The organism is Phenylobacterium ferrooxidans (assembly GCF_042714595.1).
Classification (GTDB): domain Bacteria; phylum Pseudomonadota; class Alphaproteobacteria; order Caulobacterales; family Caulobacteraceae; genus Phenylobacterium; species Phenylobacterium ferrooxidans.
The window spans coordinates 31,133-54,206 of record NZ_JAOTJD010000018.1 but is presented as its reverse complement, the minus strand read 5'-3'; the positions used below and the strand labels follow the sequence as shown (position 1 = coordinate 54,206).

26 protein-coding genes are annotated in these 23,074 nt (G+C 67.5%); 9 read left to right on the top strand and 17 right to left on the bottom strand.

Annotated features, from left to right (window positions below; translation table 11 throughout):
• The first annotated feature begins 182 nt into the window (after positions 1-182).
• On the top strand, positions 183-452 hold the full coding sequence (locus OCL97_RS10985) for a hypothetical protein (protein WP_304783697.1): 270 nt from the start codon (positions 183-185) through the stop codon (positions 450-452).
• 44 nt (positions 453-496) lie between these two features.
• On the opposite strand, the gene OCL97_RS10980 is transcribed toward OCL97_RS10985, so the two are convergent.
• The 5 genes from OCL97_RS10980 to OCL97_RS10960 all read right to left on the bottom strand — a co-directional run bounded on the left by OCL97_RS10980 (position 497) and on the right by OCL97_RS10960 (position 3,313).
• The gene (locus tag OCL97_RS10980; protein WP_305339128.1) at positions 497-949 is read right to left on the bottom strand and encodes a PA2169 family four-helix-bundle protein; all 453 of its coding nucleotides are present in this window, start codon (positions 947-949) and stop codon (positions 497-499) included.
• A 61-nt stretch (positions 950-1,010) separates the two neighbouring features.
• Entirely contained in the window at positions 1,011-1,613 is a 603-nt protein-coding gene (locus OCL97_RS10975) for an HAD family hydrolase (protein ID WP_304783705.1), read from the bottom strand.
• 15 nt (positions 1,614-1,628) lie between these two features.
• Positions 1,629-1,754, bottom strand: a complete 126-nt coding sequence (ykgO, locus tag OCL97_RS10970; RefSeq protein WP_111456358.1) for a type B 50S ribosomal protein L36 — start codon at positions 1,752-1,754, stop codon at positions 1,629-1,631.
• A gap of 98 nt (positions 1,755-1,852) precedes the next feature.
• Entirely contained in the window at positions 1,853-2,029 is a 177-nt protein-coding gene (locus OCL97_RS10965; RefSeq protein WP_377370100.1) for a rubredoxin, read from the bottom strand.
• Between the two features lie 9 nt (positions 2,030-2,038).
• Positions 2,039-3,313 (bottom strand): cytochrome P450, encoded by a 1,275-nt coding sequence (locus OCL97_RS10960; protein ID WP_377370099.1) that lies wholly within the window; start codon positions 3,311-3,313, stop codon positions 2,039-2,041.
• A gap of 89 nt (positions 3,314-3,402) precedes the next feature.
• Here OCL97_RS10960 and OCL97_RS10955 point away from each other — a divergent pair, with 89 nt between their 5' ends.
• The gene (locus tag OCL97_RS10955) at positions 3,403-4,029 is read left to right on the top strand and encodes a TetR/AcrR family transcriptional regulator (RefSeq protein WP_304783714.1); all 627 of its coding nucleotides are present in this window, start codon (positions 3,403-3,405) and stop codon (positions 4,027-4,029) included.
• Positions 4,030-4,113: 84 nt separating this feature from the next.
• Positions 4,114-5,391 carry a lytic murein transglycosylase gene (locus tag OCL97_RS10950; protein WP_377370098.1) on the top strand — a complete coding sequence of 426 codons (1,278 nt, stop codon included), beginning with the start codon at positions 4,114-4,116 and terminating at the stop codon, positions 5,389-5,391.
• Positions 5,392-5,409: 18 nt separating this feature from the next.
• Here OCL97_RS10950 and OCL97_RS10945 read toward each other — a convergent pair whose 3' ends face one another.
• A complete protein-coding gene (locus OCL97_RS10945) occupies positions 5,410-6,729 on the bottom strand; it encodes an MFS transporter (RefSeq protein WP_377370097.1) in 1,320 nt (439 codons plus the stop codon).
• A 109-nt stretch (positions 6,730-6,838) separates the two neighbouring features.
• Between OCL97_RS10945 and motA the strand changes: the two genes are divergently transcribed.
• Positions 6,839-7,708, top strand: a complete 870-nt coding sequence (gene motA / locus OCL97_RS10940; RefSeq protein WP_304783722.1) for a flagellar motor stator protein MotA — start codon at positions 6,839-6,841, stop codon at positions 7,706-7,708.
• Between the two features lie 3 nt (positions 7,709-7,711).
• Here motA and OCL97_RS10935 read toward each other — a convergent pair whose 3' ends face one another.
• Both OCL97_RS10935 and purE read right to left on the bottom strand, forming a co-directional pair.
• On the bottom strand, positions 7,712-8,806 hold the full coding sequence (locus tag OCL97_RS10935) for a 5-(carboxyamino)imidazole ribonucleotide synthase (RefSeq protein ID WP_377370096.1): 1,095 nt from the start codon (positions 8,804-8,806) through the stop codon (positions 7,712-7,714).
• A 7-nt stretch (positions 8,807-8,813) separates the two neighbouring features.
• Entirely contained in the window at positions 8,814-9,305 is a 492-nt protein-coding gene (purE, locus tag OCL97_RS10930) for a 5-(carboxyamino)imidazole ribonucleotide mutase (protein WP_377370095.1), read from the bottom strand.
• A 135-nt stretch (positions 9,306-9,440) separates the two neighbouring features.
• Here purE and OCL97_RS10925 point away from each other — a divergent pair, with 135 nt between their 5' ends.
• Entirely contained in the window at positions 9,441-10,190 is a 750-nt protein-coding gene (locus OCL97_RS10925) for a GGDEF domain-containing protein (protein ID WP_377370094.1), read from the top strand.
• A 71-nt stretch (positions 10,191-10,261) separates the two neighbouring features.
• Here OCL97_RS10925 and OCL97_RS10920 read toward each other — a convergent pair whose 3' ends face one another.
• Genes OCL97_RS10920 through OCL97_RS10910 form a run of 3 tightly spaced genes read right to left on the bottom strand, consistent with a single transcriptional unit; the run spans position 10,262 to position 11,581 of the window.
• Entirely contained in the window at positions 10,262-10,483 is a 222-nt protein-coding gene (locus OCL97_RS10920) for a YdcH family protein (protein ID WP_304783734.1), read from the bottom strand.
• Positions 10,484-10,535: 52 nt separating this feature from the next.
• Positions 10,536-10,982 (bottom strand): TIGR02444 family protein, encoded by a 447-nt coding sequence (locus OCL97_RS10915; protein ID WP_377370093.1) that lies wholly within the window; start codon positions 10,980-10,982, stop codon positions 10,536-10,538.
• A complete protein-coding gene (locus tag OCL97_RS10910) occupies positions 10,982-11,581 on the bottom strand; it encodes a UbiX family flavin prenyltransferase (protein ID WP_377370092.1) in 600 nt (199 codons plus the stop codon). Before OCL97_RS10910 ends, OCL97_RS10915 begins: the two co-directional genes overlap by 1 nt.
• A gap of 131 nt (positions 11,582-11,712) precedes the next feature.
• Here OCL97_RS10910 and OCL97_RS10905 point away from each other — a divergent pair, with 131 nt between their 5' ends.
• Positions 11,713-11,886: a DUF465 domain-containing protein gene (locus OCL97_RS10905; protein ID WP_304783743.1), complete on the top strand. Its 174-nt coding sequence runs from the start codon at positions 11,713-11,715 to the stop codon at positions 11,884-11,886.
• Between the two features lie 77 nt (positions 11,887-11,963).
• On the opposite strand, the gene OCL97_RS10900 is transcribed toward OCL97_RS10905, so the two are convergent.
• Positions 11,964-12,623, bottom strand: coding sequence for a DUF1013 domain-containing protein (locus OCL97_RS10900; RefSeq protein ID WP_377370091.1), 660 nt, complete (start codon positions 12,621-12,623; stop codon positions 11,964-11,966).
• Between the two features lie 636 nt (positions 12,624-13,259).
• Here OCL97_RS10900 and OCL97_RS10895 point away from each other — a divergent pair.
• Together OCL97_RS10895 and OCL97_RS10890 are read left to right on the top strand one after the other, a co-directional pair.
• Entirely contained in the window at positions 13,260-13,730 is a 471-nt protein-coding gene (locus OCL97_RS10895; protein ID WP_377370090.1) for a hypothetical protein, read from the top strand.
• Between the two features lie 118 nt (positions 13,731-13,848).
• On the top strand, positions 13,849-14,766 hold the full coding sequence (locus tag OCL97_RS10890) for an NADP-dependent oxidoreductase (RefSeq protein ID WP_377370089.1): 918 nt from the start codon (positions 13,849-13,851) through the stop codon (positions 14,764-14,766).
• Here OCL97_RS10890 and ribB read toward each other — a convergent pair.
• The 4 genes from ribB to OCL97_RS10870 all read right to left on the bottom strand — a co-directional run bounded on the left by ribB (position 14,763) and on the right by OCL97_RS10870 (position 19,717).
• Entirely contained in the window at positions 14,763-15,932 is a 1,170-nt protein-coding gene (ribB, locus tag OCL97_RS10885) for a 3,4-dihydroxy-2-butanone-4-phosphate synthase (RefSeq protein WP_377370088.1), read from the bottom strand. The genes OCL97_RS10890 and ribB overlap by 4 nt on opposite strands.
• Positions 15,929-16,510: an NADPH-dependent FMN reductase gene (locus tag OCL97_RS10880; protein ID WP_377370087.1), complete on the bottom strand. Its 582-nt coding sequence runs from the start codon at positions 16,508-16,510 to the stop codon at positions 15,929-15,931. Before OCL97_RS10880 ends, ribB begins: the two co-directional genes overlap by 4 nt.
• A gap of 2 nt (positions 16,511-16,512) precedes the next feature.
• Positions 16,513-18,252, bottom strand: a complete 1,740-nt coding sequence (locus OCL97_RS10875; RefSeq protein ID WP_377370085.1) for a class I adenylate-forming enzyme family protein — start codon at positions 18,250-18,252, stop codon at positions 16,513-16,515.
• 130 nt (positions 18,253-18,382) lie between these two features.
• Positions 18,383-19,717, bottom strand: a complete 1,335-nt coding sequence (locus OCL97_RS10870) for an acyl-CoA dehydrogenase family protein (protein WP_377370083.1) — start codon at positions 19,715-19,717, stop codon at positions 18,383-18,385.
• Positions 19,718-20,072: 355 nt separating this feature from the next.
• On the opposite strand from OCL97_RS10870, the gene OCL97_RS10865 reads away from it, so the two are divergent.
• The gene (locus tag OCL97_RS10865; protein ID WP_377370081.1) at positions 20,073-21,287 is read left to right on the top strand and encodes a serine hydrolase domain-containing protein; all 1,215 of its coding nucleotides are present in this window, start codon (positions 20,073-20,075) and stop codon (positions 21,285-21,287) included.
• Here the strand turns inward: OCL97_RS10865 and OCL97_RS10860 are convergent.
• A complete protein-coding gene (locus OCL97_RS10860) occupies positions 21,284-22,867 on the bottom strand; it encodes an MATE family efflux transporter (protein ID WP_377370079.1) in 1,584 nt (527 codons plus the stop codon). The genes OCL97_RS10865 and OCL97_RS10860 overlap by 4 nt on opposite strands.
• Between the last annotated feature and the right edge of the window lie 207 nt (positions 22,868-23,074).

Here is a 23,074-nt window from a genome sequence, read left to right as displayed (position 1 = left end):
CGATGCGCCACCCTGCTCTGGAAGCTGCGCGGCTCGCAAGGGTGACCCTGCGTCGCCTTCGCCGTGCATCCAAAGCGCCTCTCCGCGGTTAAGCTCCTCGGCCTCATTCGAGGCGGGAGCGCCTCGGCCTTCCCGTCGGCTGGGTGGGGCCCGCAGACCTTTGAACATCAACGGAGAAACCCATGCGCCTCGCCCTGACCCTCTCAGCCGCCGTCGCCAGCCTCGCCCTGACCGCCTGCTCGCAGAAGACCGAGAACCACGCCGCGGAGGCCGCCGACCAGGCCGGCGCCGCAGCGGCCTCGGCCGCGAACGACACCGCCGCCAATGCTGACGCCGCCGCCGCCAACACCGCGGTCGCGGTCGACAATGCGGCCGACAACGCGCAAGCCGCAGCCGGCGCCGCTGCGCGCAAGACCGACGCGGCCGTCGATGCGGCCGCCAGGACCGAATAGGCCGTGAGGTCGGCCCCCGACGCCAGGCGCCGGGGGCCGACGGACTAGTTCAGGCTCTTCTTCAGGGCGCTCATGGTGTCGTGGTCGGCCTTGATGTCAGCGAAGGCGCGAGTCACCACCTCACGCACGGTGGCCGGCAGCTCGTCATCGGCCAGCGCCTTTTCGTACTTCGCCTTGATGAAGTCCTCGCCGCGCTCGACCTCGTTGATGATGGCCTTTTCATCGTGACCCATGACGGCGGCCTTCAGGTCGACGAACATGTTGTGCGCCTTGCCGAGCACCGACTGATCGTCCTCGGGCTCGCCGCCGAAGGTGCGGACCTCCTGCTGCAGCTCGCCGGTGATCTTCATGCGCTTCAGCGAGCGCTCGCTGAACATGGTCTTGTACTGACTGTCCTGCGAGCTGTGCGCGGCCTCCTTGTAGCCGTTGGCGCTGTCGAGGGTGGTTTCGATCAGGCTGTTCAGAACCTTCACGGCGTGTTCGTGGGGGGTGCTCATGGGCGATCTCCTGAGACGATGGGACCGCTGCACAACATCCGCCGGGACAGAGAGTTCCGGCCTAGAGCAGCCCGCGCGCCTCCAGCGCCGGCCGCAGCGCCGCCGGATCGGTGAAATGGTGGGTGTCGATGCCAAAGGCGCGCGCGCTCTCCACATTGGCCACGCTGTCGTCGACGAAGAAGATGTCGCCCGGCGCCAGGCCGAAGCGCTCGCAAGTCAGGGCGTAGATCCGCGGGTCGGGTTTGATCATGCCCTCGCGGGCCGAGACCACGATGTCGCGCAGGCGTCCGAAGGCCGGGCTCATGGCCATGGTGCCGTCGAAGGTCTCCTCGGACATGTTGGTCAGACCGTATTGTGGAACCCCGGCCGCGTGCAGGGCCTCGATGGCGGCCTCGCTCTCGGGGATGGTCCCGGAGAACATGTCCCACCAGCGGGTCTCCCAGGCCTCGATCGCCTCGCGATATTCCGGGAACTGGGCGATCAGCGGCGCGCGGTTCTCCGCGAAGGTGACGCCCAGGTCGTGGTTGACGTGCCAGATCATGGTGCAGACCGACGACAAAAACCGGTCGCAAGCGACCGGCTCTGGAAAGATCTGGGAATAGAGCGTGCGCGGATTCCAGCGCACGACCACATTACCAACGTCCCAGATGACCGCCTTCGGCATCTGGGCCCCGCAGCCTTAGCCTTGCTTGGCTTTGAAGCGCGGGTTGGTCTTGTTGATGATGTAGACGACGCCCTTGCGGCGCACGAGCTTGCAGTCGCGGTGACGCGTCTTGAGCGACTTGAGCGAGCTTCGAACCTTCATGACCGTATCTTCTTAAAGACCAGGCTCTCGCCCGGGGGTGTCTACAAGAGCCGGCGCATATACGAGCCGGCGGCGAGTGAGTCAACGTCGGGCGGGGCTCAGAGTTCGATCATGTCGAACTCGGCCTTGGCCGTCCCGCAGAGCGGACAGATCCAGCTGTCGGGAATATCGGCCCAGCGCGTGCCCGCCGCCAGCCCCTCCGCCGGATCGCCGAATTCTTCTTCATAGATGTAGCCGCAGGTGCGGCATTGCCAGGTCTTGAACGGCTCGGACACGCGACTTCCTCAGTGCATCTTGAAGCGGATCGGAACCGACTTGGGACCGCAGACGAAGCTGGCCGCCATGTTGCGAGGCGCGCCGTCCAATTCAACCGACTCCAGGCGCGCGAACAGTTCCTCCCAGAGAATCCGCATCTCCATGCGGGCGAGATGCTGGCCCAGGCAGACATGGGCGCCGTAGCCGAAGGCCACGTGCTTGTTAGGGGTGCGTTCGACGTCGAACTTGAAGGGGTCGGCGAACACCGCCTCGTCGCGGTTGCCTGACGGATAGGACAGCATCATCCAGTCGCCCTTGGCGATCTTCCTGCCCGCCAGATCGGCGTCGGCGGTGGCCGTCCGCATGAAGTGCTTCACCGGCGTCACCCAGCGAATCGACTCCTCGATCAGACCCGGGATCAGGGCCGGGTTGGCCTTGACCTTGGCGAACTGCTCGGGGTTCTCGGCGAGCGCCCACAGGGCGCCGGCGGTGGTGGACGAGGTGGTGTCGTGGCCGGCGGTGGCGGCGATGATGTAGTAGCTCATCGCCTCAAGGTGGCCGAGCGGCTGTCCGTTGACCGTGCCGTTGGCGATCACGCTGGCCAGGTCGTTGCGGGGATTGATCCGCCGATCCTCGGTGATGGCGTTGAAATACAGCATGAAGTCCATCACCACCGACTGGATGGTGTCCACGCCCTGATCGGTGGTCTGGGCGGCGCCCCCGCTGCGGCTCAGCTCGGGATCTGCGCTGCCGAACAGCTCCTGGGTCAGCTTCAGCATCCGAGGCTCATCGGACTCCGGCACCCCGATCACCTCCATGATCACGTGCAGGGGGTAGAGGAAGGCCACGTCGCGGGCGAAGTCGCAGCGGTCGCCGTGCGTCGCCATCCGGTCCACGAAGCCCCGGGCGATCTCGCGGATCCGTCCCTCCAGCGCTCGCAGGTTCTGCGGCACAAAGGAGCCCTGGGTCAGGCGCCGGTAGGCCATGTGGTCGGGGTTGTCCATCTGCACCAGGGAGCGGACCAGGTGCGGGCTTCCGCCCATCATCTCCCTGACCTTTCGGTCGGCTTCGATCGTGGTGAGCACCGTGGAACGGTCGCCGTTGTGGAACAGTTCGTTCTGGCGCTCGACCTCCAGGATGTCGGCGTGGCGGGTCACCACCCAGAAGGGGTCGAATCCCTCCGGTTGCGCCTGCTCGAGGGGCGCCTCGCGGCGCAGCCAGGCGAAGGCGTCGTCCACTTGCTTGCCGTCCGCATAGGCGCGGGGGTCGATGATGGTCTGGGCGATATCGGACGGGATGGTCATGCGCGGTTCCAGCCTTGCTTGTCTTGGAGCGGCCACGGTCAAGCGCGGCCCACTTGTTAGTTGTCCAACAACTTTCTAGAGTGCGCAACATGGTCACGACATTGACGAAGGTCAAAGCGCGCCGGAGCCAGGCGCAGCGACGCGACGAATCCGAACGCCGGCTCCTGGCCGCCGCCGCCGAGCTGGTGGTGGAGCGCGGCATGGGCGCGGCCACCTTCGAGAACATCGGCGCCCGCGCTGGCTACAGCCGTGGCCTGGTCACCCAGAGGTTCGGCTCCAAGCGGGGCCTGATCGAGGCCCTGATCGCCGATCTCCAGGGCCGCCTGGGGGGCTTGTTGGAGGACCGGCGGGTCGAAGAGCTGAACGGCCTGGAGGCGGTGCTGGCCTATGTCGACGTGTTCCTGGCCGCCCTGGACCGCGACAGCGAGCTGCGAGCCTATTTCGTGGTCCTGGCCGGCGCCGTGGCCGACGTCTCGGAGCTGCGCGCGCCTTTCGCGGCCGCCCACAAGCAGGTGGAGCAGGCCCTGGAGTCCTTCTTCCTGCGCGGCCAGGCCGAGGGCGCGGTGCGGGCCGGCATCGACGCCGACGCCGCGGCCCTGATCACGGGCGCCCTGTTGTTTGGCCTGTCCATGCAGCTGCTGCTGGATCCGCTGATGGACCTCGCCCCGATCCGCGAGACCAGTCTGATGACCCTCCGGCTCAGCTTCGCCGCCTGATCTCCCCCCCTCGCAGCGCAAGCCGTCGGTCGCCCTTGACGGGCTTGTGATTGAGGCTCGGGCCAGGGCCCGCTAAGTTACACCATGGATCGTCGCGTCTTCCTCGTCTTGCTGTTGGCCGGCTGCGCCGACCCGTCCACCAATCTGGTGCCGGTGGTGACCCCGACGCCACCGCCCCCCACGCCCCAGGCGCCCGCGCCAGTGGTCCCGCCGACCCAGTCGGGAGTCCGCAGTTTCGATGACTGGTCCAGGGACTTCTACAGCCGGGCGGTGAAGGCGGGGCTGCCCGCGAGCCTGCTGGATCGCGAACTGGCGGGTCTGGTCCCCGATCCGCGGGTCAACAGCCTCGACAGCCGCCAGCCGGAATTCGCCAAGCCCTTCGGCGACTATATCAAGGGCGCGGTCAGCGAGGATCGGGTGGCCATCGCCGCGCGCCGCAAGCCGGCCGTCGCCTCCATCCTGGCCGACATCGAGGCCCGGTACGGGGTCCCCGGCGACATCCTGATGGCCATCTGGGCCATGGAGACCGGCTTCGGCGCCGTGCTCGGGGATTTCGACGTCATCCGCTCCATGGCGACGCTCGCCGCCCAGGGCCGCCGCCAGGCCTTCGCCGAAGACCAGCTGATGGCGGCGCTGCGGATCATCGGCTCGGGCGAATTCCCCCGCAGCCAGCTGCGCGGGTCCTGGGCCGGGGCCATGGGCCAGACTCAGTTCATCCCCACCAGCTTCCTGGCCACCGCCGTGGACGGCGACGGCGACGGGCGGCGCGACGTCTGGGGCTCCACGCACGACGCCCTGGCCTCGGCGGCGAACCTACTTTCCAAAGGCGGCTGGCAGCGCGGCCAGGGTTGGGCGCGCGAGGTCACCGTGCCCGACGGCTTCGATTTCAGCCTGACCGAGGGCCCGCGGGAGACCCCGGAATGGTGGGCCCAGCACGGGGTGCGCCGCACCGACGGCCTGCCCTGGAGCGGCGCTGACGCCGGCGCCAAGGCCATGCTGATCACGCCGACCGGCGCGCAGGGGCCCGCCTTCCTGCTGTTCCCCAACCACTTCGTGATCCGCAAGTACAACAACGCCACCACCTATGCCCTGGGGGTCGGCCTGCTGGCCGACCGGTTCGGCGGCATGGGCGGGGTGATCAAGCCCTGGCCCTACGAGACTGCGCTCTCCATCGGCGACCGCATCGCCATCCAGCGGGCCCTGGCCCAGCTCGGCTTCGATCCCGGCCAGCCGGACGGGGTGGTGGGGGTCAACACCCGCACCGCCCTGCGCAACTGGCAGAAGTCGCGCGGGCTCACGGCCGACGGCTATCTGTCGCAGGACATGGTCCAACGGCTGAGGGCCGAGGCCAACATCCTCTGATCCTCAGGTAGTTGGGGTTTAGAGCGACCCCTCGTCGCTCTTCTCCAGGGTGGCCATGGCCGAATCGGCCTGGGTGGCCGGCTTGGGGTCGGCGTTGGCCAGTTGCGGGTTCTTGAAGGCGTAGACCAGCATGGCCAGCATCAGGACCATGTTGAGCACGAAGGGCGCGGCGTGGACCTGCTGGTAGAGCAGCACGAACAGCGGGGCGAGCACCACATTGACGCCGTTCACGGCGGCGATGGCCCCGGCGGCGCGGGCCTGTTCATGCATGCCCACGGCTAGGGATGAGCCGGCCGTGAAGCCCGGACGGGCCAGGCCAAATCCCAGGCTTGAGATGGCGTAGCCGGCCACCACCGCGGCGTAGGTTGGCTGGAAGGCGACGATCAGGTTGCCCAGCGCCGCCACCGCCACGCCCCAGCGCAGCAGCTGGCGCGGGGTCATCGCGAACATGCGGATGATGCCCCACTGCGCCAGCAGGCCGGCCACCGCGCCGAACATCATGGCGATGGCGATAAAGCCCTGGGCCTGCATGGGGGACATCCCCAGCTTGTCGATGATCAGGAAGCCCAGGGTCTGGCCCTGGGCCGTCTGGCAGACCGCCACCACGAAGCCGTAGATCAGGAAGGGCGTGATGCGCGGGTCGCGCCACATCGGGCTTTCCTTGGCGGCGGGCGGTGCCCCGGCCACGGGCTCGGCCCTCACCGGCTGGACGGGCATGTGCTGGCTCTCGGGCAGCTTCTTCCAGACCACCACAAGCATGATCAGGGCGATCACCGAGAAGGCCACCATGGGGCCCGCCAGTCCGAAGAACGGCAGGATGAACAGCGGGGCAAGGAACGGGCCGATGACGGTGCCCAGGCCAAAGGCGCCGGCCAGGCTGGACATGGCGCTGGTGCGCTCCTCCGGCGGCGTGTGCTCGGCCACATAGGCCTGGGTGGCGGGATTGGAGGCCGCCCCGAACAGGCCAAACAGCGCGCGCGCCAGCAGGAAGAAGCCGAAGATCACCATGGGCGGCGCCAAGTGATGCAGGCCTGCGGCGACCACCACGGCGCAGGCGGCCATCGAGACGGCGAACCCCACGAGGCCCACCAGCATCAGCGGCTTGCGGCCATGACGGTCGGAAGCGCGCGCCCAATAGGGAGAGGATCCCGCCCACAGCAGGGCCGACAACGAGAAGACACCCGCCACCAGGAAGTCGGGAATGCCGATGGAGCGGCCGATGGCCGGCAGCACCGAAATCATCCCGGTATTGCCCATGGCGGTCACCAGCGAGACGCCGAAGATGATGGCGAAGGACGACTTGGGCAGGCTCACGGGAACGGGCGCTGACTGGGGCATGGACCGGCTGTTACGCCGCGCCGCTGGAGGGCGAAACCCCCTAAATCCTCACCGGGCATTAAGCATTAACGGGGATGCTCCGGGCAATTCGTCCCAGGACCCGTCTCGCATGTTTCAGATCATCGGCATTGTGCTGCTCTTTGCCACGGTGTTCGGCAGCTACCTGTGGTCCGGCGGCAACATGGCCGTCATCATGCACGCCCTCCCCCACGAAATGCTGGCCATCGGCGGTTCGGGAATCGCCGCCTTCCTGGTCTCCAATTCGATGACGGTGGTGAAGGGAACAGGGGGCGGCCTGGCCAAGGTGTTCGCCGGCCCCAAGTGGAAGGCCTCGGACTACCGCGACCTCCTGTCTCTGCTGTTCCTGCTGACCAAGACCATGAAGTCCAAGGGCGTCATCGCCCTGGAAAGCCACATCGAGAACCCCAAGGACTCCTCGATCTTCTCGCGCTTCCCGAAGGTGACGAAGGACCACTTCGCCGTCGACTTCATCTGCGACACCCTGCGGATGATGACCATGAACCTCGAAGACCCTCACCAGGTCGAGGACGCCATGGAAAAGCAGCTGGAGAAGCACCATCATGAGGCCCTGGCGCCCGCCGGCGCCCTGCAGAGCCTGGCCGACGCCCTGCCCGCCCTGGGCATCGTCGCCGCCGTGCTCGGCGTTATCAAGACCATGGGCTCGATCACCGAGCCGCCGGAAGTCCTGGGCACCATGATCGGCGGCGCCCTGGTGGGCACCTTCCTCGGCGTGTTCCTGGCCTATGGCCTGGTGGGGCCCTTCGCGGCCCGCCTGAAGGAGATTCTCGAGGAAGAGGGCTCGTATTATCGCATCATCCAGTCGGTGCTGGTGGCCCACCTGCACGGCAACGCCGCCCAGATCTCGGTGGAGATCGGCCGCGGCAGCGTCCCCTCCGGCGCCCAGCCCAGCTTCCTGGAACTGGAAGAGGCGCTCTCCGCCATTCCGAACGAGGCCTAGCCCCTAGCGCCGCTCCGGCAGGAGCGGGCTCACCCGGTTCACGTGGCCCATCTTGCGCCCGGCCTTGGCGTCGCGCTTGCCGTACAGGTGCAGTCGGGTCTCCGGCTCGCCGGCGAACTTCAGCCAGCCGTCCGCCTCGTCCCCCAGCAGGTTCAGCATCTCCACCCGGGCGATGGCCGCCGTTGGGCCCAGCGGCCAGCCGGCGATGGCGCGGATGTGCTGCTCGAACTGGTCGACCTCGCAGCCGTCCATGGTCCAGTGGCCGGTGTTGTGGACCCTGGGAGCGATCTCGTTGACCAGCAGCCGGCCGTCGGAAAGCTCGAACAGCTCGATTCCGATCACCCCGACATAGTCCAGCCCCGTGAGCACCTGGGCCGCGATCCGCTCGGCCTGCTCGGCGAGGCCCGGACTGACGGCGGCCGGCGCCACGGAGCGGCGCAGCACGCCGTTCTCGTGGTGGTTCTCGGCCATGGGGTAGATGGCCAGCTCGCCGTCGCGGCCGCGCGCGGCGATCACCGACAGTTCGCGCACAAAGTCGGCCGGCGCCTCCAGGATCACCGGCTGGCCGCCCAGGAATTCGAAGACTGCGGCGGCGTCAGCGGCGTGCTCGACCCAGCGCTGGCCCTTGCCGTCATAGCCTTCGCGCCGGGTCTTCATGAGGGCCGGCGCGCCCACCTTGCCCATGGCGGCGGCGGCGGCCTCTCCGCTGTCGGCGGCGGCGAAGGCCACGGTGGCCACGCCGATGGAATTGAGGAAGGTCTTTTCCTCCACCCGGTCCTGCGCCACGGCCAGGGCCCGCGCATTGGGCGCCACCTCCACCCCCTGGGCGGTCAGGTGGGCCACGGCGGCGGCCGGCACGTTCTCGAACTCGAAGGTGACCAGGCTGGCGACGGCGGCCAGGGCCTCCAGGGCGAGCGGCTCGTCATAGCCGCCGCGCACCGTATGGGCCGCGACCCGGCCAGCGGGCGCGTCTGGGGCGGGTTCCAGGATCGCCACGTCGAAGCCCAGCCGCGAGGCGGCCTGGGCCAGCATCCGACCCAGCTGTCCGCCGCCGAGAATTCCGATGGTTTCGCCCGGAGCCAGGGGGAGCATGGCCATGGGGGGATCAGTCCTCGACGGTTTCGGAAACGGACTGGGTGTGGCGAGCCCGGTGATCGGCCAGGCGCTTGGCCAGGGCCGGGTCGGACAGGGCCAGGATCTGGGCGGCCATCAGGCCGGCGTTCTTCGCGCCCGCCTCGCCGATGGCCATGGTCCCCACGGCGACGCCGGCCGGCATCTGGACGATGGAGAGCAGGCTGTCGAGGCCGCTGAGGGACTTGGACTGCACCGGCACGCCCAGCACCGGCAGCTCGGTCATAGAGGCCGTCATGCCGGGCAGATGGGCGGCCCCCCCGGCCCCGGCGATGATCACCTTGAATCCCGCTGCCTTGGCCCCCTTGGCGAACGCGTACATCCGCTCCGGTGTGCGGTGGGCGGAGATCACCTTGGCCTCATAGGCGACGCCCAGGGCGTCCAGACTCTCGGCCGCGCCCTTCAGCGTCGGCCAGTCGGAACGGCTGCCCATGATGATGGCGACGGGCGCTGACATTGCGCTCATGGAATACAGGCCCCTGCGACGAGAAGGCGCGGAGTATAGGCGCCGCCTTTGCGCCCGCAACCAAGGACGTTTAGGATTCTTAACGTCGACAAGGCCTCGTCGATTCGCGTTCTCTGAAAGCCCGTTGAAAACGACATGAAGGTCACTGGCGCCCGCAGCGAGCCGTTTTCGGCCATCCGTAGGCGCGCCTTGGCCCAGGCGGGGGCCCATTTCACGGCCGGAGCCGCGCCGCCGGCGGACAAGACCGCCTTTCTGGGTCTGAACGAGGCCGACCTGACGCCGGCGGTTCAGAACGCCGTGAAGACCCTGCTGACCGAAATCGACGATCTGCGGGGCGAGGTTTCGCGCCTCAAGGCCAAGCTTTCGGAAGCTGAGACCCTGGCAGACCGCGACCCTTTGACGCCCCTGCTGAACCGGCGGGCCTTTGTCCGGGAGCTCGGTCGCATCCGCACCTTCGCCCAGCGCTATGGTTCGCCGGCCAGCGTAGTCTATTTCGACCTCGACGGATTCAAGAGCGTCAACGACCGCTTCGGCCACGCGGCCGGCGACGCCGCCCTGCGCGCGGTGGCCGAGCGCCTGGTCGCCAATGTCCGCGACAGTGACATCATCGGCCGCATGGGCGGCGACGAGTTCGGGGTGATCCTGGTCCAGGCCGATGAGGCCACGGCGCGGGCCAAGGCCGAATCACTGGCCCAGGCCATCGAGGCCTCGCCCATCGAGTTCGGCGACTGGTCAGCGCCGCTGCACATTTCCTACGGCGTCTGCGAGATCACCCTGGACATCGAGCCCGAGGCCCTGGTGGCGGAGGCTGACGCGGCCATGTTCGCCGCAAAGCGGGCCCGCACCGCCGCGCCTCCGATCGCCACGGGCGGGGCGACGGGCTGATCGTCAGGTCAGGTTCGGAGGTTTCGACCTCTGCGGGGCGCCGGCATTCGCCCGGATGGGCGGTATCTCGGCTAGGCGATGATGTCCGGCGTCAGCTGATCGCGCAGCCGCTCGATCTCGTCCTTGAGCAGCAGCTTCTTCCGCTTCAGGCGGCTGATCACCATCATGTCGGGCAGAGGCGACAGCATCAGGGCCTGGATGGCGGCGTCCAGATCGGAGTGGTCCAGTGTGGCGATGGCCAGGCGGGCGCGGACGCCCTCCTCTTCCGGGTCTTCGCCTTCATGATCGTTCATACGCACGCCCCGAACCCATCGAGGCGATGATGCGCATCGCCGGAGCCCACGTCTAGCTTAACGCACGCGCCAGCATGGCAAGGGCGTCGTCCGAGGCGGGCTTGCCCCAGGCGGTCGAAGCGGCCCGGAGAGAGGCCAGGGTGCCATGGCCGCCGCTGGAGGCGCCGGCGAGGCCTTCCAGGGTCTCCATCAGCACGCGCTCGGCCCGCAGCTCGGCGGCCTTGATGTCCTCCCGCAACCCTTCGCGCGCGCCGTCATCGACCGGCGGCAGACTTTGCTTCAACGCCCGGCGCACCTCGCGGATCGGGCGAAGGGCGCTCGCGTCCCAGGCCTGGGTCAGAGCCACCGCCCTGGCCAGGGCCTCGGCGTCCGGCCCCTCGGCCCAGACCGCCCACAACAGGAAGGAGGTGTTCTGGCCGTGGGAGTCCTGCAGATCCAGAGTCGCCTCGGGAACGCCTGGCTGGCCATAGGCCTCCAGCGCCCACGCCCAGAGGGACATCAGACGTCACCCGACAAGGGGCCGACGTCCTGCCCCCAGCGCTTCACGGGCCGCCACGACAGGCCAAACAGGTCGAGCGCCCGGCCCACGGACTGATCGACCATCTCCTCCAGGCTGGCGGGCTTTGCGTAGAAGGCCGGCAGGGGCGGGGCGATCACGGCGCCCATCTCAGCAAGCTTCACCATCGTGCGCAGGTGCCCCAGGTGCAACGGGGTCTCACGCACCATCAGCACCAGGGGCCGGCGCTCCTTGAGCGTCACATCGGCGGCGCGGGTGAGCAGGGAGGAGGTCACCCCGGTGGCCACCTCGCTCATGGTGCGCACCGAACAGGGAGCCACGATCATGCCCAGGGTCGGGAATGAGCCCGAGGCTATCGAAGCCCCGACATCACCGACCTTGTGCGCCACATCAGCGCGGGTCTGGACGTCGGAGACCGAGAGCTCGGTCTCCTGGGCGATGGTCAGGGCCGCAGCGCGGCTGAGGATCAGGTGGCTCTCGATGGAGAGTTGGCGGCAGGCGTCCAGGACGCGTAGGCCGTAGGCGACCCCGCTGGCCCCGGAGATGCCGACGATGAGACGAGGACGATCAGTTCTTGTCATGCCCTTGGGTCCCCGCGCCTGATTTCAAGGCGCCTGTTCCGTCCGCTCACGTGCAAACATATGTGATCTGACAGACCAGACCAGCGGGTGTTGAGTGTTGGCATCGTTCCAACACAAGGAGACGACCCGTCATGGCCGTTGAAGCCCGCATCCGTGAACTTGGATCCCGCCATCACTCCCTCGATCAGGCGATTCAGGACGAGCTTAACCGACCAGCATCAGACGAGGCCCGGCTCAAGGAACTCAAGCGCAAGAAGCTCAAGCTGAAGGAAGAGATGGAGGCCCTGCGCGCCCGGACCCACTAGGGTTTGAGATTCAGGTCCCTCTGAAGGGGGACGCCCCTGGGCGTACGCGGCTGCGTCCGCCCAGGGCTCCGTCCTGATCAATCCTCGGCGTCGTCGTCGTCGTACTGGGTGTCTTCGGCGACATCCTCGACCGGGGCTGAGCCCGTCACTGAGGCCGGCTCCAGGGTTGCGCCGTCCGGTTCGACGATCCCGCGCTTGGCGTCGTCCTTGGCCTTCTTGTCAGCAGCCTTGCGCACCACAGCGTCCAGCTCGAGCTGGGTCGAAAGGCCCAGCGTCACCGGGTCAACCGGCTTGATGTTCGCGGCGTTCCAGTGCTGGCGGTTCCGCACCTGGTCGATGGTGGCCTTCGTCGTGCCCAGCAGGCGGGCGATCTGGCTGTCGGCCACCTCGGGGTGGTTGCGGATGAACCAGGCGATGGCGTCGGGGCGGTCCTGGCGGCGCGACACCGGGGTGTAGCGCGGGGCCTTCTTCACCGGCTTCAGCAGTTCGGCGTGGCGGCTCTTCTGGGCGACCATGCGGTACTTGTCGCTGGCCTGGGCGGCGTCGAGTTCTTCGCGGGAAAGCTGGCCATTGGCGATCGGGTCGGCGCCGCGGATGTCGCGCGCCACTTCCCCGTCAGCGATGCCCTTCACTTCCAGGGGGTGAAGGCCGCAGAAATCGGCGATCTGTTCGAAGGTGAGCGAGGTGTTGTCGACCAGCCAGACGGCGGTCGCCTTCGGCATCAGAATGTCGGTCATGACGGGCTCCGAAAATGACGGCGCCCGGCCTTTCGGCCGGGCGGTGCATAAGTAGCAGAGCGTCGTATAGGCGTGTTCCGCCGCCAAGAAAACGACAATCGCGTGCTTGGCCGCCCCCGACTTCCTTTTGAATCAGCGCCTTCGGGGAGCGCGGTTTCGGCACGGCGCGGCCTGGAGCTGCTCGCGATCCGATTCGGCCCGGCGATCAGCCGCGCGGCGAGTCTGCATCCTATGGATGCATGCCCTCAATTTGAGGGTGTCTGGCCGCAAGCTGGGCCGTTTTGTCACAGACCCACCCCGCTCAAGGCGTCACTGGTTCTTTTTTATCACACTTCGCCGGGGCCTCCGCACGTCACGGCAGGCGGAGATCATGTGCGAAACCTGTCCGACGGGCATTTTCCCAAATAAAATCAACACTTTCTCCCTCAAATCGCCCGAGTTCAACCGGGAGGTGATGAGCAACGACGTCCAATTGCTAAGAGGCGTTAACTATAAAAACCCCAATTCGGGGCGAAAAAGTACAGTTTGCGAAAGAATTCGAGGGCATAAGGGTGACTTACATGAGACGATCTGTCGCAAACCCAAACAACGAGGCGCCGCGTCGCCACTGCCCCCCGGGCGCGCCGAAGACAACCTATGAACGTCATCCGCAAACTGCTTTTGCAGCACCGAGCCGAGGTCCAAGCTCAGATGGTCGCCGCCCGAGCCAAGGCCGCCGAGCCATTCGAGGAGGAGCTGCGCGCGGTGAACATCGCGCTTGCCGCCCTCGACGGCGCGCCTTTGATCGAGGCTGAGCAAGACGAGTCGCCGCCCAGGCCCAGGGCCGAGCCGGTCCGCAAGGCCGGCCTGGGCCGTGGCCGCATCAAGCGCAGCCTGGAAGACATGATCCTCGCCGCCCTGCGCGCCCACGACGAGGGCGCCGACACCGGCACGATCCTGGAGTCCCTGGAGCGTCGCTGGAATCGGAGCTTCCAGGAAACCCGGGTGGTCGAGGAACTGCGCCGCCTGGCCGCCGACCGGACCGTGGTTCTGGAACGCGGGCACTGGCGGATGCAGGCGCAGCCAGACCTGGTCACGGGCGACACCGCGCAGCACGTCGCGGCCTGAGGCCGTCAAACGGTTCTCCCTTGTTTTGACACGGTCCGGAACACCGTTCAGACCCTTGCCGTCTCTCCTTCGGCGAGCGGCGTGACGATCTCCAACAGGTGGACCCATGAAGGCTGTCTTGCTTACAGATCACGGCGGGCCTGAGAACCTGCGCTATGGCGATGCGCCCGATCCGGTCGCCGGTCCCGGGGAGGTGGTGGTCGACGTCCACGCCGCCAGCGTCAACGCGGCTGACTACAAGGTCCGGCAGGGCGGGTATTTCAAGCTGACCTTCCCCTACATCCTGGGCCGCGATTTCTCCGGTTTGGTCAGCGCCGTGGGGGATGGCGTCACCGATCTTGCTGTGGGTGACGCGGTGTTCGGCGTCGCCGACCAGGGCAAGGATGGAGCCTACGCCGAAAAGATCGCGATCAAGGCCGCCATCATCGCCAGGAAGCCCGCGACCCTGAGCCATGAAGCCGCCGCGGCCATGGGCCTGAGCAGCCTGACCGCGCTCTGGGCGCTGGAGGACACCGCCAGGCTGAAGGCCGGAGAGACTATCCTGATCCAGGGCGGCGCGGGCGGCGTCGCAGGCTTTGCCATCCAGCTGGCCAAGCACCTGGGCGCCACAGTGATCACCACCGCCAGCGCCGGCAACGCCGACTATGTGCGCAGCCTCGGGGCCGATCAGGTCATCGACTACAACAGCCAGGACTTCACCAAGGTCGTCCATGATTGCGACGTGGTCTTCGACACGGTGGGCGGTGACGTCCAGGCCCGCTCCTACCAGGTGCTGAAGTCGGGTGGGCGCCTGGTGTTCATCGCCCCGCCGAAGAAGGACTTCACGCCACGCCAGGACATCGAGACCCTGCGCCCGGCCGTCACCCGCGACCGCGCCCATCTCGAGCGGATGCTCGCCCTGCTGGAAGCCGGGGCGGTGTGGCCGCCAAATATCGTCTGCTATGGCCTCGCCGATGCAGCCGAGGCGCACCGCGTCGCGGAGGCCCGCCACCTGACCGGCAAGCTGGTGCTGGTGACCGGGCGGGCGGCCGGCTAGTCGAGCGGCGTGCGACCGACGATGCGCAGGCCGTAGCCGCCCGAGCCCGGCAGCACGGTGGCCGAATTGGACAGGAGCGTCATGTCGCGCACGCCGAGATCCAGCAGGATCTGGGCGCCGACCCCGTAGTCGCGCAGCACATTGGCCCCGTGGTCGGTCCCCGGCTCCGCGCCGTAGCGCTCCGACAGCCAGGCCGGATTGGAGTCGCGGATGAATACCGCCACCCCGGCGCCGTCATAGTCGGCGATGGCCTGCAGGGCGCGCGGCACATAGTCCCGACGCGCCTCGGTGTGGCCCAGCATGTCGGCGGCGAAGTCGACGCGGTGCATGCGCACCAGGGTCGCCTTGTCGGGATCGATCTTGCCCCTGGTCAGGACCACGTGTTCGGTGCCGTCCAGGATATTGCGGTAGATCACCATCCGGAAGCGGCCGCCGAAGGCCGAGTCGAAGGGCGTTTCCAGCACCCGCTCCACCTGGCGTTCGGTGCGGCGGCGATAGGCGATCAGGTCGGCGATGGTGCCGATCTTCAGGCCGTGCAGCTGGGCGAAGCCCACCAGGTCGGGCAGACGCGCCATGGACCCGTCGTCCTTCATGATCTCGCAGATCACGCCCGCGGGGTTCAGGCCCGCCATGCGGGAGATGTCGACCGCCGCCTCTGTGTGCCCGGCGCGGACCAGCACGCCGCCGTCGCGGGCCACCAGGGGGAAGACGTGGCCGGGCGAGACGATGTCGTCCATGCCCTTGGTAGGGTCGATGGCCACGGCCACGGTGTGGGCGCGGTCATGGGCCGAGATGCCGGTGGTCACGCCTTCTGCGGCCTCAATTGAGACGGTGAAGGCGGTGCCCATGCCCTCACGGTTCTCCGCGGCCATGGGGGGCAGGCGCAGCTGGCGGGCGCGATCGCCGGTGATCGACAGGCAGATCAGGCCGCGCGCGTGCTTGGCCATGAAGTTGATCTGGTCCGGCGTCGCGAACTGGGCCGGGATGATGACATCCCCCTCGTTCTCGCGGTCCTCGGCGTCCACCAGGATGTAGGGGCGGCCGTTGCGGGCGTCCTCGATGATGTCCTCGATCGGCGAGATCGCGGATTCGTGGGCCTCTTCATTGCCTCCGCCCCCGCCGTCGGAGGTGGAGGAACCGGTCTGGACGAGATAGGGGCGCTTCATCGGGCGGCTTTCAGCAGGGCGAATTCCAGGACCTGTTCTCCCACCGTGGCGAGCTGCCAGGCGTCCTTGGGGTCCACGCAGGCCCCTTCGGCGTCGAAGGAACCGGAATTGGCGTTCAGGGCGGCGCCGAACGGAGTCGGCCAGCCCCTCAGGGCATGTATGATCGATCGCAGCGTGGTCAATGTCGTGCCTGCGGCCTGCCAGCCCTCGGCGGTGATGACGCAGCCCACGGCGCGGCCTGTGAAGTAAGGCCGGGCGTCATCGCGCAGACCCTCCAGGGTGTCCAGGGCGTTCTTCACCACCCCGGAGATCGAGCCGTGATAGCCGGGGCTGGCGACGATGACGCCGTCGGCCTCGCGCACCGCCTCGGTGAGCACCCGTTGCTCAGGCGTGGGACCGCCCGGCTGGGGATTGTAGATCGGCAGGCTGGCCAGGAACTCCCCGCCCAGCAGGCGCGTCTCGCCCCCGCCCGCCTCGACCGCCGCCAGCGCCACCTTCAGCGCCTTCTCGGTGGAGGAGTTGGAGCGGATGGTGCCGCCGATCCCGACGATCAGCGGCTTTCGCGCCAGAGAACCCATGCCTACTCCTCAAACACCTTCTTCAGCTCGGTCTTGAGGATCTTGCCGTTGGCGTTCCGGGGCAGGGTTTCGGGCCAGAACACGACCTTCACCGGGACCTTGAACCCCGCCAGCCTCTCCCGCACCCAGGCCCGCAGTTCGGCTTCGGTCGCCGTTCCACCGGGTTTCAGATGCACGATGGCCGCCGGTTCCTCACCGAGCGTCTTGTGCGGAACGCCGACCAGGGCGGCGTCCATGACGTCGGAATGGTCATACAAAACATTTTCGACTTCGACACAGTAGATGTTTTCGCCGCCGCGGATGAGCATGTCCTTGGCGCGGTCGATGATGAAGAGGAAGCCCTCCTCGTCGATGCGCGCCAGGTCGCCGGTCCGCAGCCAGCCGCCCGCGAAGGTTTCGGCCGTGGCGTCGGGCTTGTTCCAGTACAGCTTCACCACCTGAGGGCCCTTGACCCACAACTCTCCCACCGCGCCCTCTGGCAGGAGGGTGACGCCGTCGGCGGGGTCGCGGATCTGCATCTCGCCCACCGGGGCGGCGGGCCCGGCCGAGTCGGGGCGGAACGAATAGTCCTTGCCCAGGTGGCTGGTGAAGGTGGCGGTGGTCTCGGTCATCCCCCAGCCGTTGCCGGGCTGGGAGGCCGGGAACACCTCGACGATCTTGCGCACCAGCTCGGGCGCCGAGGGGGCGCCGCCGTAGGAGACGGCTGTCAGGGACGACAGGTCGTACTTCGACCGCGCCGGGTGCTCGATGAGCTGCCAGGCGATGGTGGGAACCCCGCCGGTGGAGCCGACCTTCTCGGCCTCGATCAGCTTCATGGCCGCCTCCGGCTCCCAGCGGCGCATCATCACGATCTTGCCACCGGCGTTCATGCTGGGGCTGAGATTGGCCGACAGGCCGGTGGCGTGGAACATCGGCACCACCAGCAGGGTGCAGCGCTGGGGCAGCTTGTGGGGGTCGCTCTCCGGCAGGGGTTGACCGGCCCGCAGGAAGTTGCGCGCGGCAGAGATCCCGCTGGCCATGATGTTGGACGTCATGTTGCGGTGGGTGCCGAGCGCGCCCTTCGGCTTTCCCGTGGTGCCGGAGGTGTAGAGGATGGTGGCGTCGTCCTCCGGGTCGATGGCCACCTCCGGCAGAGGCATGTCCGCCAGCCGGCTCCAGTCATTGGGCTTGCCGATCACGTCCTCCAGCCGGCTGACCCGGGGGTCGCCGCGGGCTGCGGACAGGCGCGAGACATAGACCCGCTCCAGGGCTGGAAGGTTGGGCAGGTGGTCGACCAGGCGCTCCAGCCGCTCGTCATCGACAAAGGCCACCTTGGCCCCGGAATCGGCCAGGCCGTATTCGAGCTCGGCCCCGGTCCACCAGGCGTTCAGCGGGGTGACGATGGCGCCCAGCAGGATGCCCGCCCAGAAGGTGACGGGCCATTCGGGCAGGTTGCGCATGATGACCGCCACCCTGTCGCCCTTCTTGACGCCGTCGGCGGCCAGACGGTGGGCGAGCGTGATCGTCGCCAGCGCATAGGCTTCGTAGGTCACCCGTTCGTCGTCGTTGATCAGGAACTCCCGCTCGCCGAAAGCCCGGCCGTTCAGGAAGACATCACGCAGGGTCGGCGGGGCGTTCTTCCAGGTGCGGGTGGCGACGCCTCGGATGACCTTCTCCTCCATCTCGAACCGTTGGCCGGGCGCCGTCAGCTGGGCGTGGGCGTCACTGATGCTCATCACGGGCCAGGCGGGGGCGTCGATCATGGAAATCCTCGGGTTTGGAAATTGGGAGGGTCTGAAATGTCTGGATATGCGAAGGGCGGCTCCTGCAAAGGAGCCGCCCCCACATTGTCGCGCCTTTCCGGAACCGGAAAGGGCCTGGATCGAAGTCGGCTTAAGCCTTCTCGGTCTCCCGGGCGCCTCGCAGCTTCTCGTAGTCCTTCTTCAGGTCCGACAGCTCGTCGGCGTACTTCTCGTGGGCTTCCTCGCGCAGGCGCGGGATGTGGTACTTGGGGAACAGGTCGTTGTCGGGCTGGTAGTCCTTCATGACCTGCTTGGCCAAGGTCACCTTGTGCACCTCGGTGGGACCGTCGGCGATGCCCATCACCAGCGAGCTGGTGACCATGTGCATGAAGGGCATCTCGTTGGAGACCCCGAGCGCGCCGTGCAGGTGGGCGGCCTTGGTGGCGATGTCGTTATAGACCTTGGGCATCATGACCTTGATGGCCGCGATGTCCTTGCGCACCAGGTTGTAGTCCTTGTGCTTGTCGATCAGCCAGGCGGTGCGCAGCACCAGCAGGCGGAAGGACTCCAGCGCGATCCAGCTGTCGGCGATGTCGGCCTGCACCATCTGCAGGTCGGCCAGCTTGCCGTCGCGGGTGTTCCGCGAGGCCGCGCGCTGGCACATCAGGTCCAGGGCGTGCTTGCAGGAGCCGACCGTGCGCATGGCGTGGTGGACCCGGCCGCCGCCCAGGCGGACCTGGGCGATGACGAAGGCCGCGCCGCGATCGCCCAGCAGGGCGTCATAGGGCACTCGGACGTTGTTGTAGCGGATATAGCCCTCGGTGCCGCCGCCGATCTCGCCGCCGCCGCCGACCGCCACGTTGCGGATGATCTCCACGCCAGGCGTGTCGGTGGGCACCAGGAAGATCGAGGTGCGGCGGTAGGGGTCCTTGGCGTCCGGATCGGTGATCGCGTAGAGCACCAGGACCTTGGAATAGCGGGCGTTGGTGGAGAACCACTTCTCGCCGTTGATCACCCACTCATTGCCGTCGAGAACCGCGCGGGTCTTGAAGGTGAGCGGGTCGGAACCACCGGTGGGCTCGGACATCGAGAAGGCCGAACGGATGTCGCCGTTGAGCAGCGGCCAGAGGTACTGCTCCTTCTGCTTCTCGGTGCCGTAGTGGGCGATGATCTCGGCGTTGCCGGTGTCGGGCGCCTGGCAGCCGAAGACGGTGGGAGCCAGGCCGTTGCGGCCGAGCTTTTCGTTCATCAGGCCCAGCTTCAGCTGGCCAAAGCCCTGGCCGCCCAGTTCGGGACCGAGGTGGCAGGCCCACAGGCCCTGATCCTTCACCTTCTGCTGCAGGGGCTTGATGAACTTCTCGCGGCCGAGCGGGCCATGGACGGCCATGCCCAGATGGCTCAGAGGTTCGACCTCCTCGCGCATGAAGTCTTCAATCCAGTCCAGCTTCTTCTGGAACTCCGGGTCAGTTTCAAAATCCCAAGCCATCTATGGCCTCCCATGGCGCCGCCAAGTGCGGGCAATTTTTCCTAAATCCGGTATGGCGTAGAGCGACGCCAGACCAAAAATCCGCGACGCGACAGGCCCTTAGGACGTCGGTCTGGTCTGCATTATCAAACGACTGTTCGGCTTACGCAACGTCGCCTTTGCGTCAGACCCACGAAATTCTTGTGCCGCCCCTACCGTCCTTCCTGGCTGACGCGGCGAAAGCTGCAGGCCGTGGAGACCACCGGCGCGCTGAGCCGAACCGCCGCCGGCGCCGCGACACGCCTGCGGCGCCGCTTGATATCGGCCCCGCGCATCCGGCACGGTGGGGGATCACTGACTCACAGGGACGCAGCGTATGACCCAGCCTGAAAAACTCGGCTTCTCCAGCGAACGCCTCGGCAAGCTCGACCGCTTCCTGGCGAGCCGCTACGTCGAGCCGGGCAAGATCCCCTGCGCCCAGGTGCAAATCAGCCGGCGTGGCGAACTGGTCCACGAGACCCTGCTGGGCCAGGCCGATCGCGAGCGCGGCAAGGCGGTGGCGACCGACACCCTGTTCCGCATCTATTCGATGACCAAGCCGATCACGAGCCTGGCCTTCATGATGCTGGTGGAGGAAGGCCTGGTGGCCCTGGACGATCCGGTGAGCCGCTTCATCCCGGAGTGGAAGAACCTGGGAGTCTTCAACGCCGGCGTCGGTCCGTTCATGACCACATCGCCGGCTCGGCCGATGCAGATGGTCGACCTGCTGCGCCACACCTCGGGCCTGACCTACGGCTTCCAGAACCGCGGCAATGTGGACGCCGCCTACCGCAAGCTGAAGATCGCCGACAGCTATGGCCCCGACATGGACGCCTTCGTCGCCGAGCTCGCCAAGCTGCCCCTGGAGTTCTCGCCGGGCGAGGCCTGGAACTACTCGATCTCCACCGACGTCCTGGGGGTGCTGGTGGAGCGCATCTCCGGCATGCCGTTCCAGACCTTCCTGCAGACCCGCATCTTCGATCCGCTGAAGATGTCCGACACCGGCTTCCAGGTGCGCGACGATCAACGGCCCCGCTTCGCCGCCTGCTACAACGCCACAGCCACCGGCGGCCTGACCCTGCAGGACGACCCGGAAACGAGCCCCTACCTGAATACCCCCAGCTTCCATTCCGGCGGCGGCGGCCTGGTCTCGACGGCCAAGGACTACATGGCCTTCTGCCGGATGCTGGGGAATGGCGGGGGGCTGGACGACCAGCGGCTGATCGCGCCCAAGACCCTGAAGCTGATGGCGTCCAACCACCTGCCGGGCGGCCAGGACCTGACCGACCTGTCGCGCTCGCTGTTCTCAGAAGCCACCAACGCCGGGGTCGGATTCGGCCTGGGGTTCGCCGTGACCTTCGATCCGGTGAAAGCCATGCTGACCTCCAGCCCCGGCGAGTACTACTGGGGCGGCGCGGCCTCCACGGCCTTCTGGGTCGATCCCGTGGAGGACATCCAGGTGGTCTTCATGACCCAGGTCCTGCCCTCCAGCGCCTATCCGATCCGCCGCGAGCTGCGGACCTTGGTCTATTCAGCGCTGGTTGAGCCCTAAGACGCCTTGGGCGGCGCCGCAGGCTGGCCGGCCTCGGCGACCACCTCGGCGGCTTCGCTCTCCTCCAGGCCGCCGGGGAGGCTCATGCCGGTGTCGGGCGCGTCGCCGTGCGGGGTGAACTTCATCAGGCGCGCGTTGCGCCAGGGGCCCCAACGATACCAGGACGCGGCCAGGATGCAGGAGGTGATGCTGCCCAGCGGGAAGCTCCACCAGATGGCGTCGGCGCCGATCACGGGCATCAGCAGGTTGGCGAAGGGCACGCGCACGATCCACATCGAGATGATCATGGCGAACAGGGGGGGCCAGACCGACCCGGTGGCCCGCACGATCCCCGAGAGTACGAAGGACACGCCGAAGGGGATGAAGCCCCAAAGGGCGAACATGTTGATCCGCATGGCGATGTCGTGGGAGGGACTGCCCACCGGCAGGAACAGGTGCAGGATGGTGGGCTCGACCAGATAGATCACCACCACCGGCCCGGCGCTGAGCAGGGCGGCGTAGAGCGAGCCGATGCCGGCGATCTTGTCGACCCGGTCCATCCGGCCCGCGCCGACATTCTGGGCGGCCATGGAAGAGACCGCCGCCCCCAGGGCCATGGCCGGCATCTGCACATAGGTCCAGAGCTGGGTCGCCGCCCCATAGGCCGCGGCCGTGCTGGAGCCATAGGTGTTGACCATGCTGATCATCAGCACCGCCGAGCCCGAGATCACCAGCATCTGGAAGGCCATGGGCATGCCCTTGACCACGATGGTCTTGAGGATCTCCCACTCGGGCTTCAGCAGCTTCCACTCGTCGCGGCGCAGCACCAGCACCGAGTTGGAGCGGTAGAGATAGACCAGGATGATGCCCAGCGTGATGGTCTGGCTGGTGAGGGTCGCCATGGCCGAACCGGCGATCCCCATGCGCGGGGCCGGGCCGAAGCCGGTGATCAGGATGGGGTTGAGGATGACGTCCATCCCCACCGCGAGCAGCGAGAAATAGAAGGGCGTGCGGCTGTCGCCCGCCCCGCGCTGCGCCATCATGACGAAGGAGAAGAAGTACATGAACGGCATGGCCAGAAAGATCACCCGCAAATAGGTGATCGCGTCCTGGACGGCGTCCGCCGGTGTGCCCATGGCGTGCAGGATGGCCGGGGTGAAGACGTAGCCGCTCACCCCCACCCCGATCGACAGCACGAGGAAGAAGGTGACGGCGGTGCCGATCACCCGCTTGACCATCGGCAGGTCGCCGGCGCCGACCGACTGGCCGATCAGCAGGTTGGCCGACATGCTGACCCCGAAGGCCGCCCCCAGCATCAGGAAGAAAATGATGTTGGCGTTGGAGGTGGCGGTCAGGGCCGCCTCCCCCAGGACGTGGCTGACCCAGATGGCGTTGGCCGTGCCGTTCAGGGACTGCAGGATATTGGAGCCCATCACCGGCAGGGCGAAGGCGATCAGGGTCGGGCCGATGGGACCAGTGGTCAGATCCTTGCCGCCGAAACGACCACCCGGGCCGCCAGGGCCGCGGGGTCCGCCGGGGGGGAAGCCGGGCCGGGGCCCTGCGGGGGCCGCAACCGGCCCGTCGTCTGAACTCGAAACCACGGCCATCCCCAAGGCGCGACACGCGCCGCCCGCCATCGACTGGTCCCCGAAAATGCGGAGGCGCGGCGTGATCCCCGAAAATGCGAGGGAGCGAGTTGGGGAGACTGTAGGCGCCCCGTCTCACCGCCTCAAGCGCGGAGCTTGCGAAAAAGCGTCACGGCGCGCCGCGAATTGAGCCCGACGCGATCTCCTGCTAGAGGCAATCCT

Excerpts from the sequence above, each read along its gene's own strand:
- purE (WP_377370095.1), bottom strand. The coding sequence starts at position 9,305 with ATGAGCGCAATGTCAGCGCCCGTCGCCATCATCATGGGCAGCCGTTCC.
- ribB (WP_377370088.1), bottom strand. The coding sequence starts at position 15,932 with ATGAAGCGCCCCTATCTCGTCCAGACCGGTTCCTCCACCTCCGACGGC.
- motA (WP_304783722.1), top strand. The coding sequence starts at position 6,839 with ATGTTTCAGATCATCGGCATTGTGCTGCTCTTTGCCACGGTGTTCGGC.
- OCL97_RS10975 (WP_304783705.1), bottom strand. The coding sequence starts at position 1,613 with ATGCCGAAGGCGGTCATCTGGGACGTTGGTAATGTGGTCGTGCGCTGG.
- OCL97_RS10920 (WP_304783734.1), bottom strand. The coding sequence starts at position 10,483 with ATGAACGATCATGAAGGCGAAGACCCGGAAGAGGAGGGCGTCCGCGCC.
- OCL97_RS10950 (WP_377370098.1), top strand. The coding sequence starts at position 4,114 with ATGGATCGTCGCGTCTTCCTCGTCTTGCTGTTGGCCGGCTGCGCCGAC.
- OCL97_RS10955 (WP_304783714.1), top strand. The coding sequence starts at position 3,403 with ATGGTCACGACATTGACGAAGGTCAAAGCGCGCCGGAGCCAGGCGCAG.
- OCL97_RS10945 (WP_377370097.1), bottom strand. The coding sequence starts at position 6,729 with ATGCCCCAGTCAGCGCCCGTTCCCGTGAGCCTGCCCAAGTCGTCCTTC.
- OCL97_RS10910 (WP_377370092.1), bottom strand. The coding sequence starts at position 11,581 with ATGACAAGAACTGATCGTCCTCGTCTCATCGTCGGCATCTCCGGGGCC.
- OCL97_RS10960 (WP_377370099.1), bottom strand. The coding sequence starts at position 3,313 with ATGACCATCCCGTCCGATATCGCCCAGACCATCATCGACCCCCGCGCC.
- OCL97_RS10980 (WP_305339128.1), bottom strand. The coding sequence starts at position 949 with ATGAGCACCCCCCACGAACACGCCGTGAAGGTTCTGAACAGCCTGATC.
- ykgO (WP_111456358.1), bottom strand. The coding sequence starts at position 1,754 with ATGAAGGTTCGAAGCTCGCTCAAGTCGCTCAAGACGCGTCACCGCGAC.
- OCL97_RS10905 (WP_304783743.1), top strand. The coding sequence starts at position 11,713 with ATGGCCGTTGAAGCCCGCATCCGTGAACTTGGATCCCGCCATCACTCC.
- OCL97_RS10880 (WP_377370087.1), bottom strand. The coding sequence starts at position 16,510 with ATGGGTTCTCTGGCGCGAAAGCCGCTGATCGTCGGGATCGGCGGCACC.
- OCL97_RS10935 (WP_377370096.1), bottom strand. The coding sequence starts at position 8,806 with ATGGCCATGCTCCCCCTGGCTCCGGGCGAAACCATCGGAATTCTCGGC.
- OCL97_RS10875 (WP_377370085.1), bottom strand. The coding sequence starts at position 18,252 with ATGATCGACGCCCCCGCCTGGCCCGTGATGAGCATCAGTGACGCCCAC.
- OCL97_RS10900 (WP_377370091.1), bottom strand. The coding sequence starts at position 12,623 with ATGACCGACATTCTGATGCCGAAGGCGACCGCCGTCTGGCTGGTCGAC.
- OCL97_RS10865 (WP_377370081.1), top strand. The coding sequence starts at position 20,073 with ATGACCCAGCCTGAAAAACTCGGCTTCTCCAGCGAACGCCTCGGCAAG.
- OCL97_RS10925 (WP_377370094.1), top strand. The coding sequence starts at position 9,441 with ATGAAGGTCACTGGCGCCCGCAGCGAGCCGTTTTCGGCCATCCGTAGG.
- OCL97_RS10915 (WP_377370093.1), bottom strand. The coding sequence starts at position 10,982 with ATGTCCCTCTGGGCGTGGGCGCTGGAGGCCTATGGCCAGCCAGGCGTT.
- OCL97_RS10895 (WP_377370090.1), top strand. The coding sequence starts at position 13,260 with ATGAACGTCATCCGCAAACTGCTTTTGCAGCACCGAGCCGAGGTCCAA.
- OCL97_RS10985 (WP_304783697.1), top strand. The coding sequence starts at position 183 with ATGCGCCTCGCCCTGACCCTCTCAGCCGCCGTCGCCAGCCTCGCCCTG.
- OCL97_RS10870 (WP_377370083.1), bottom strand. The coding sequence starts at position 19,717 with ATGGCTTGGGATTTTGAAACTGACCCGGAGTTCCAGAAGAAGCTGGAC.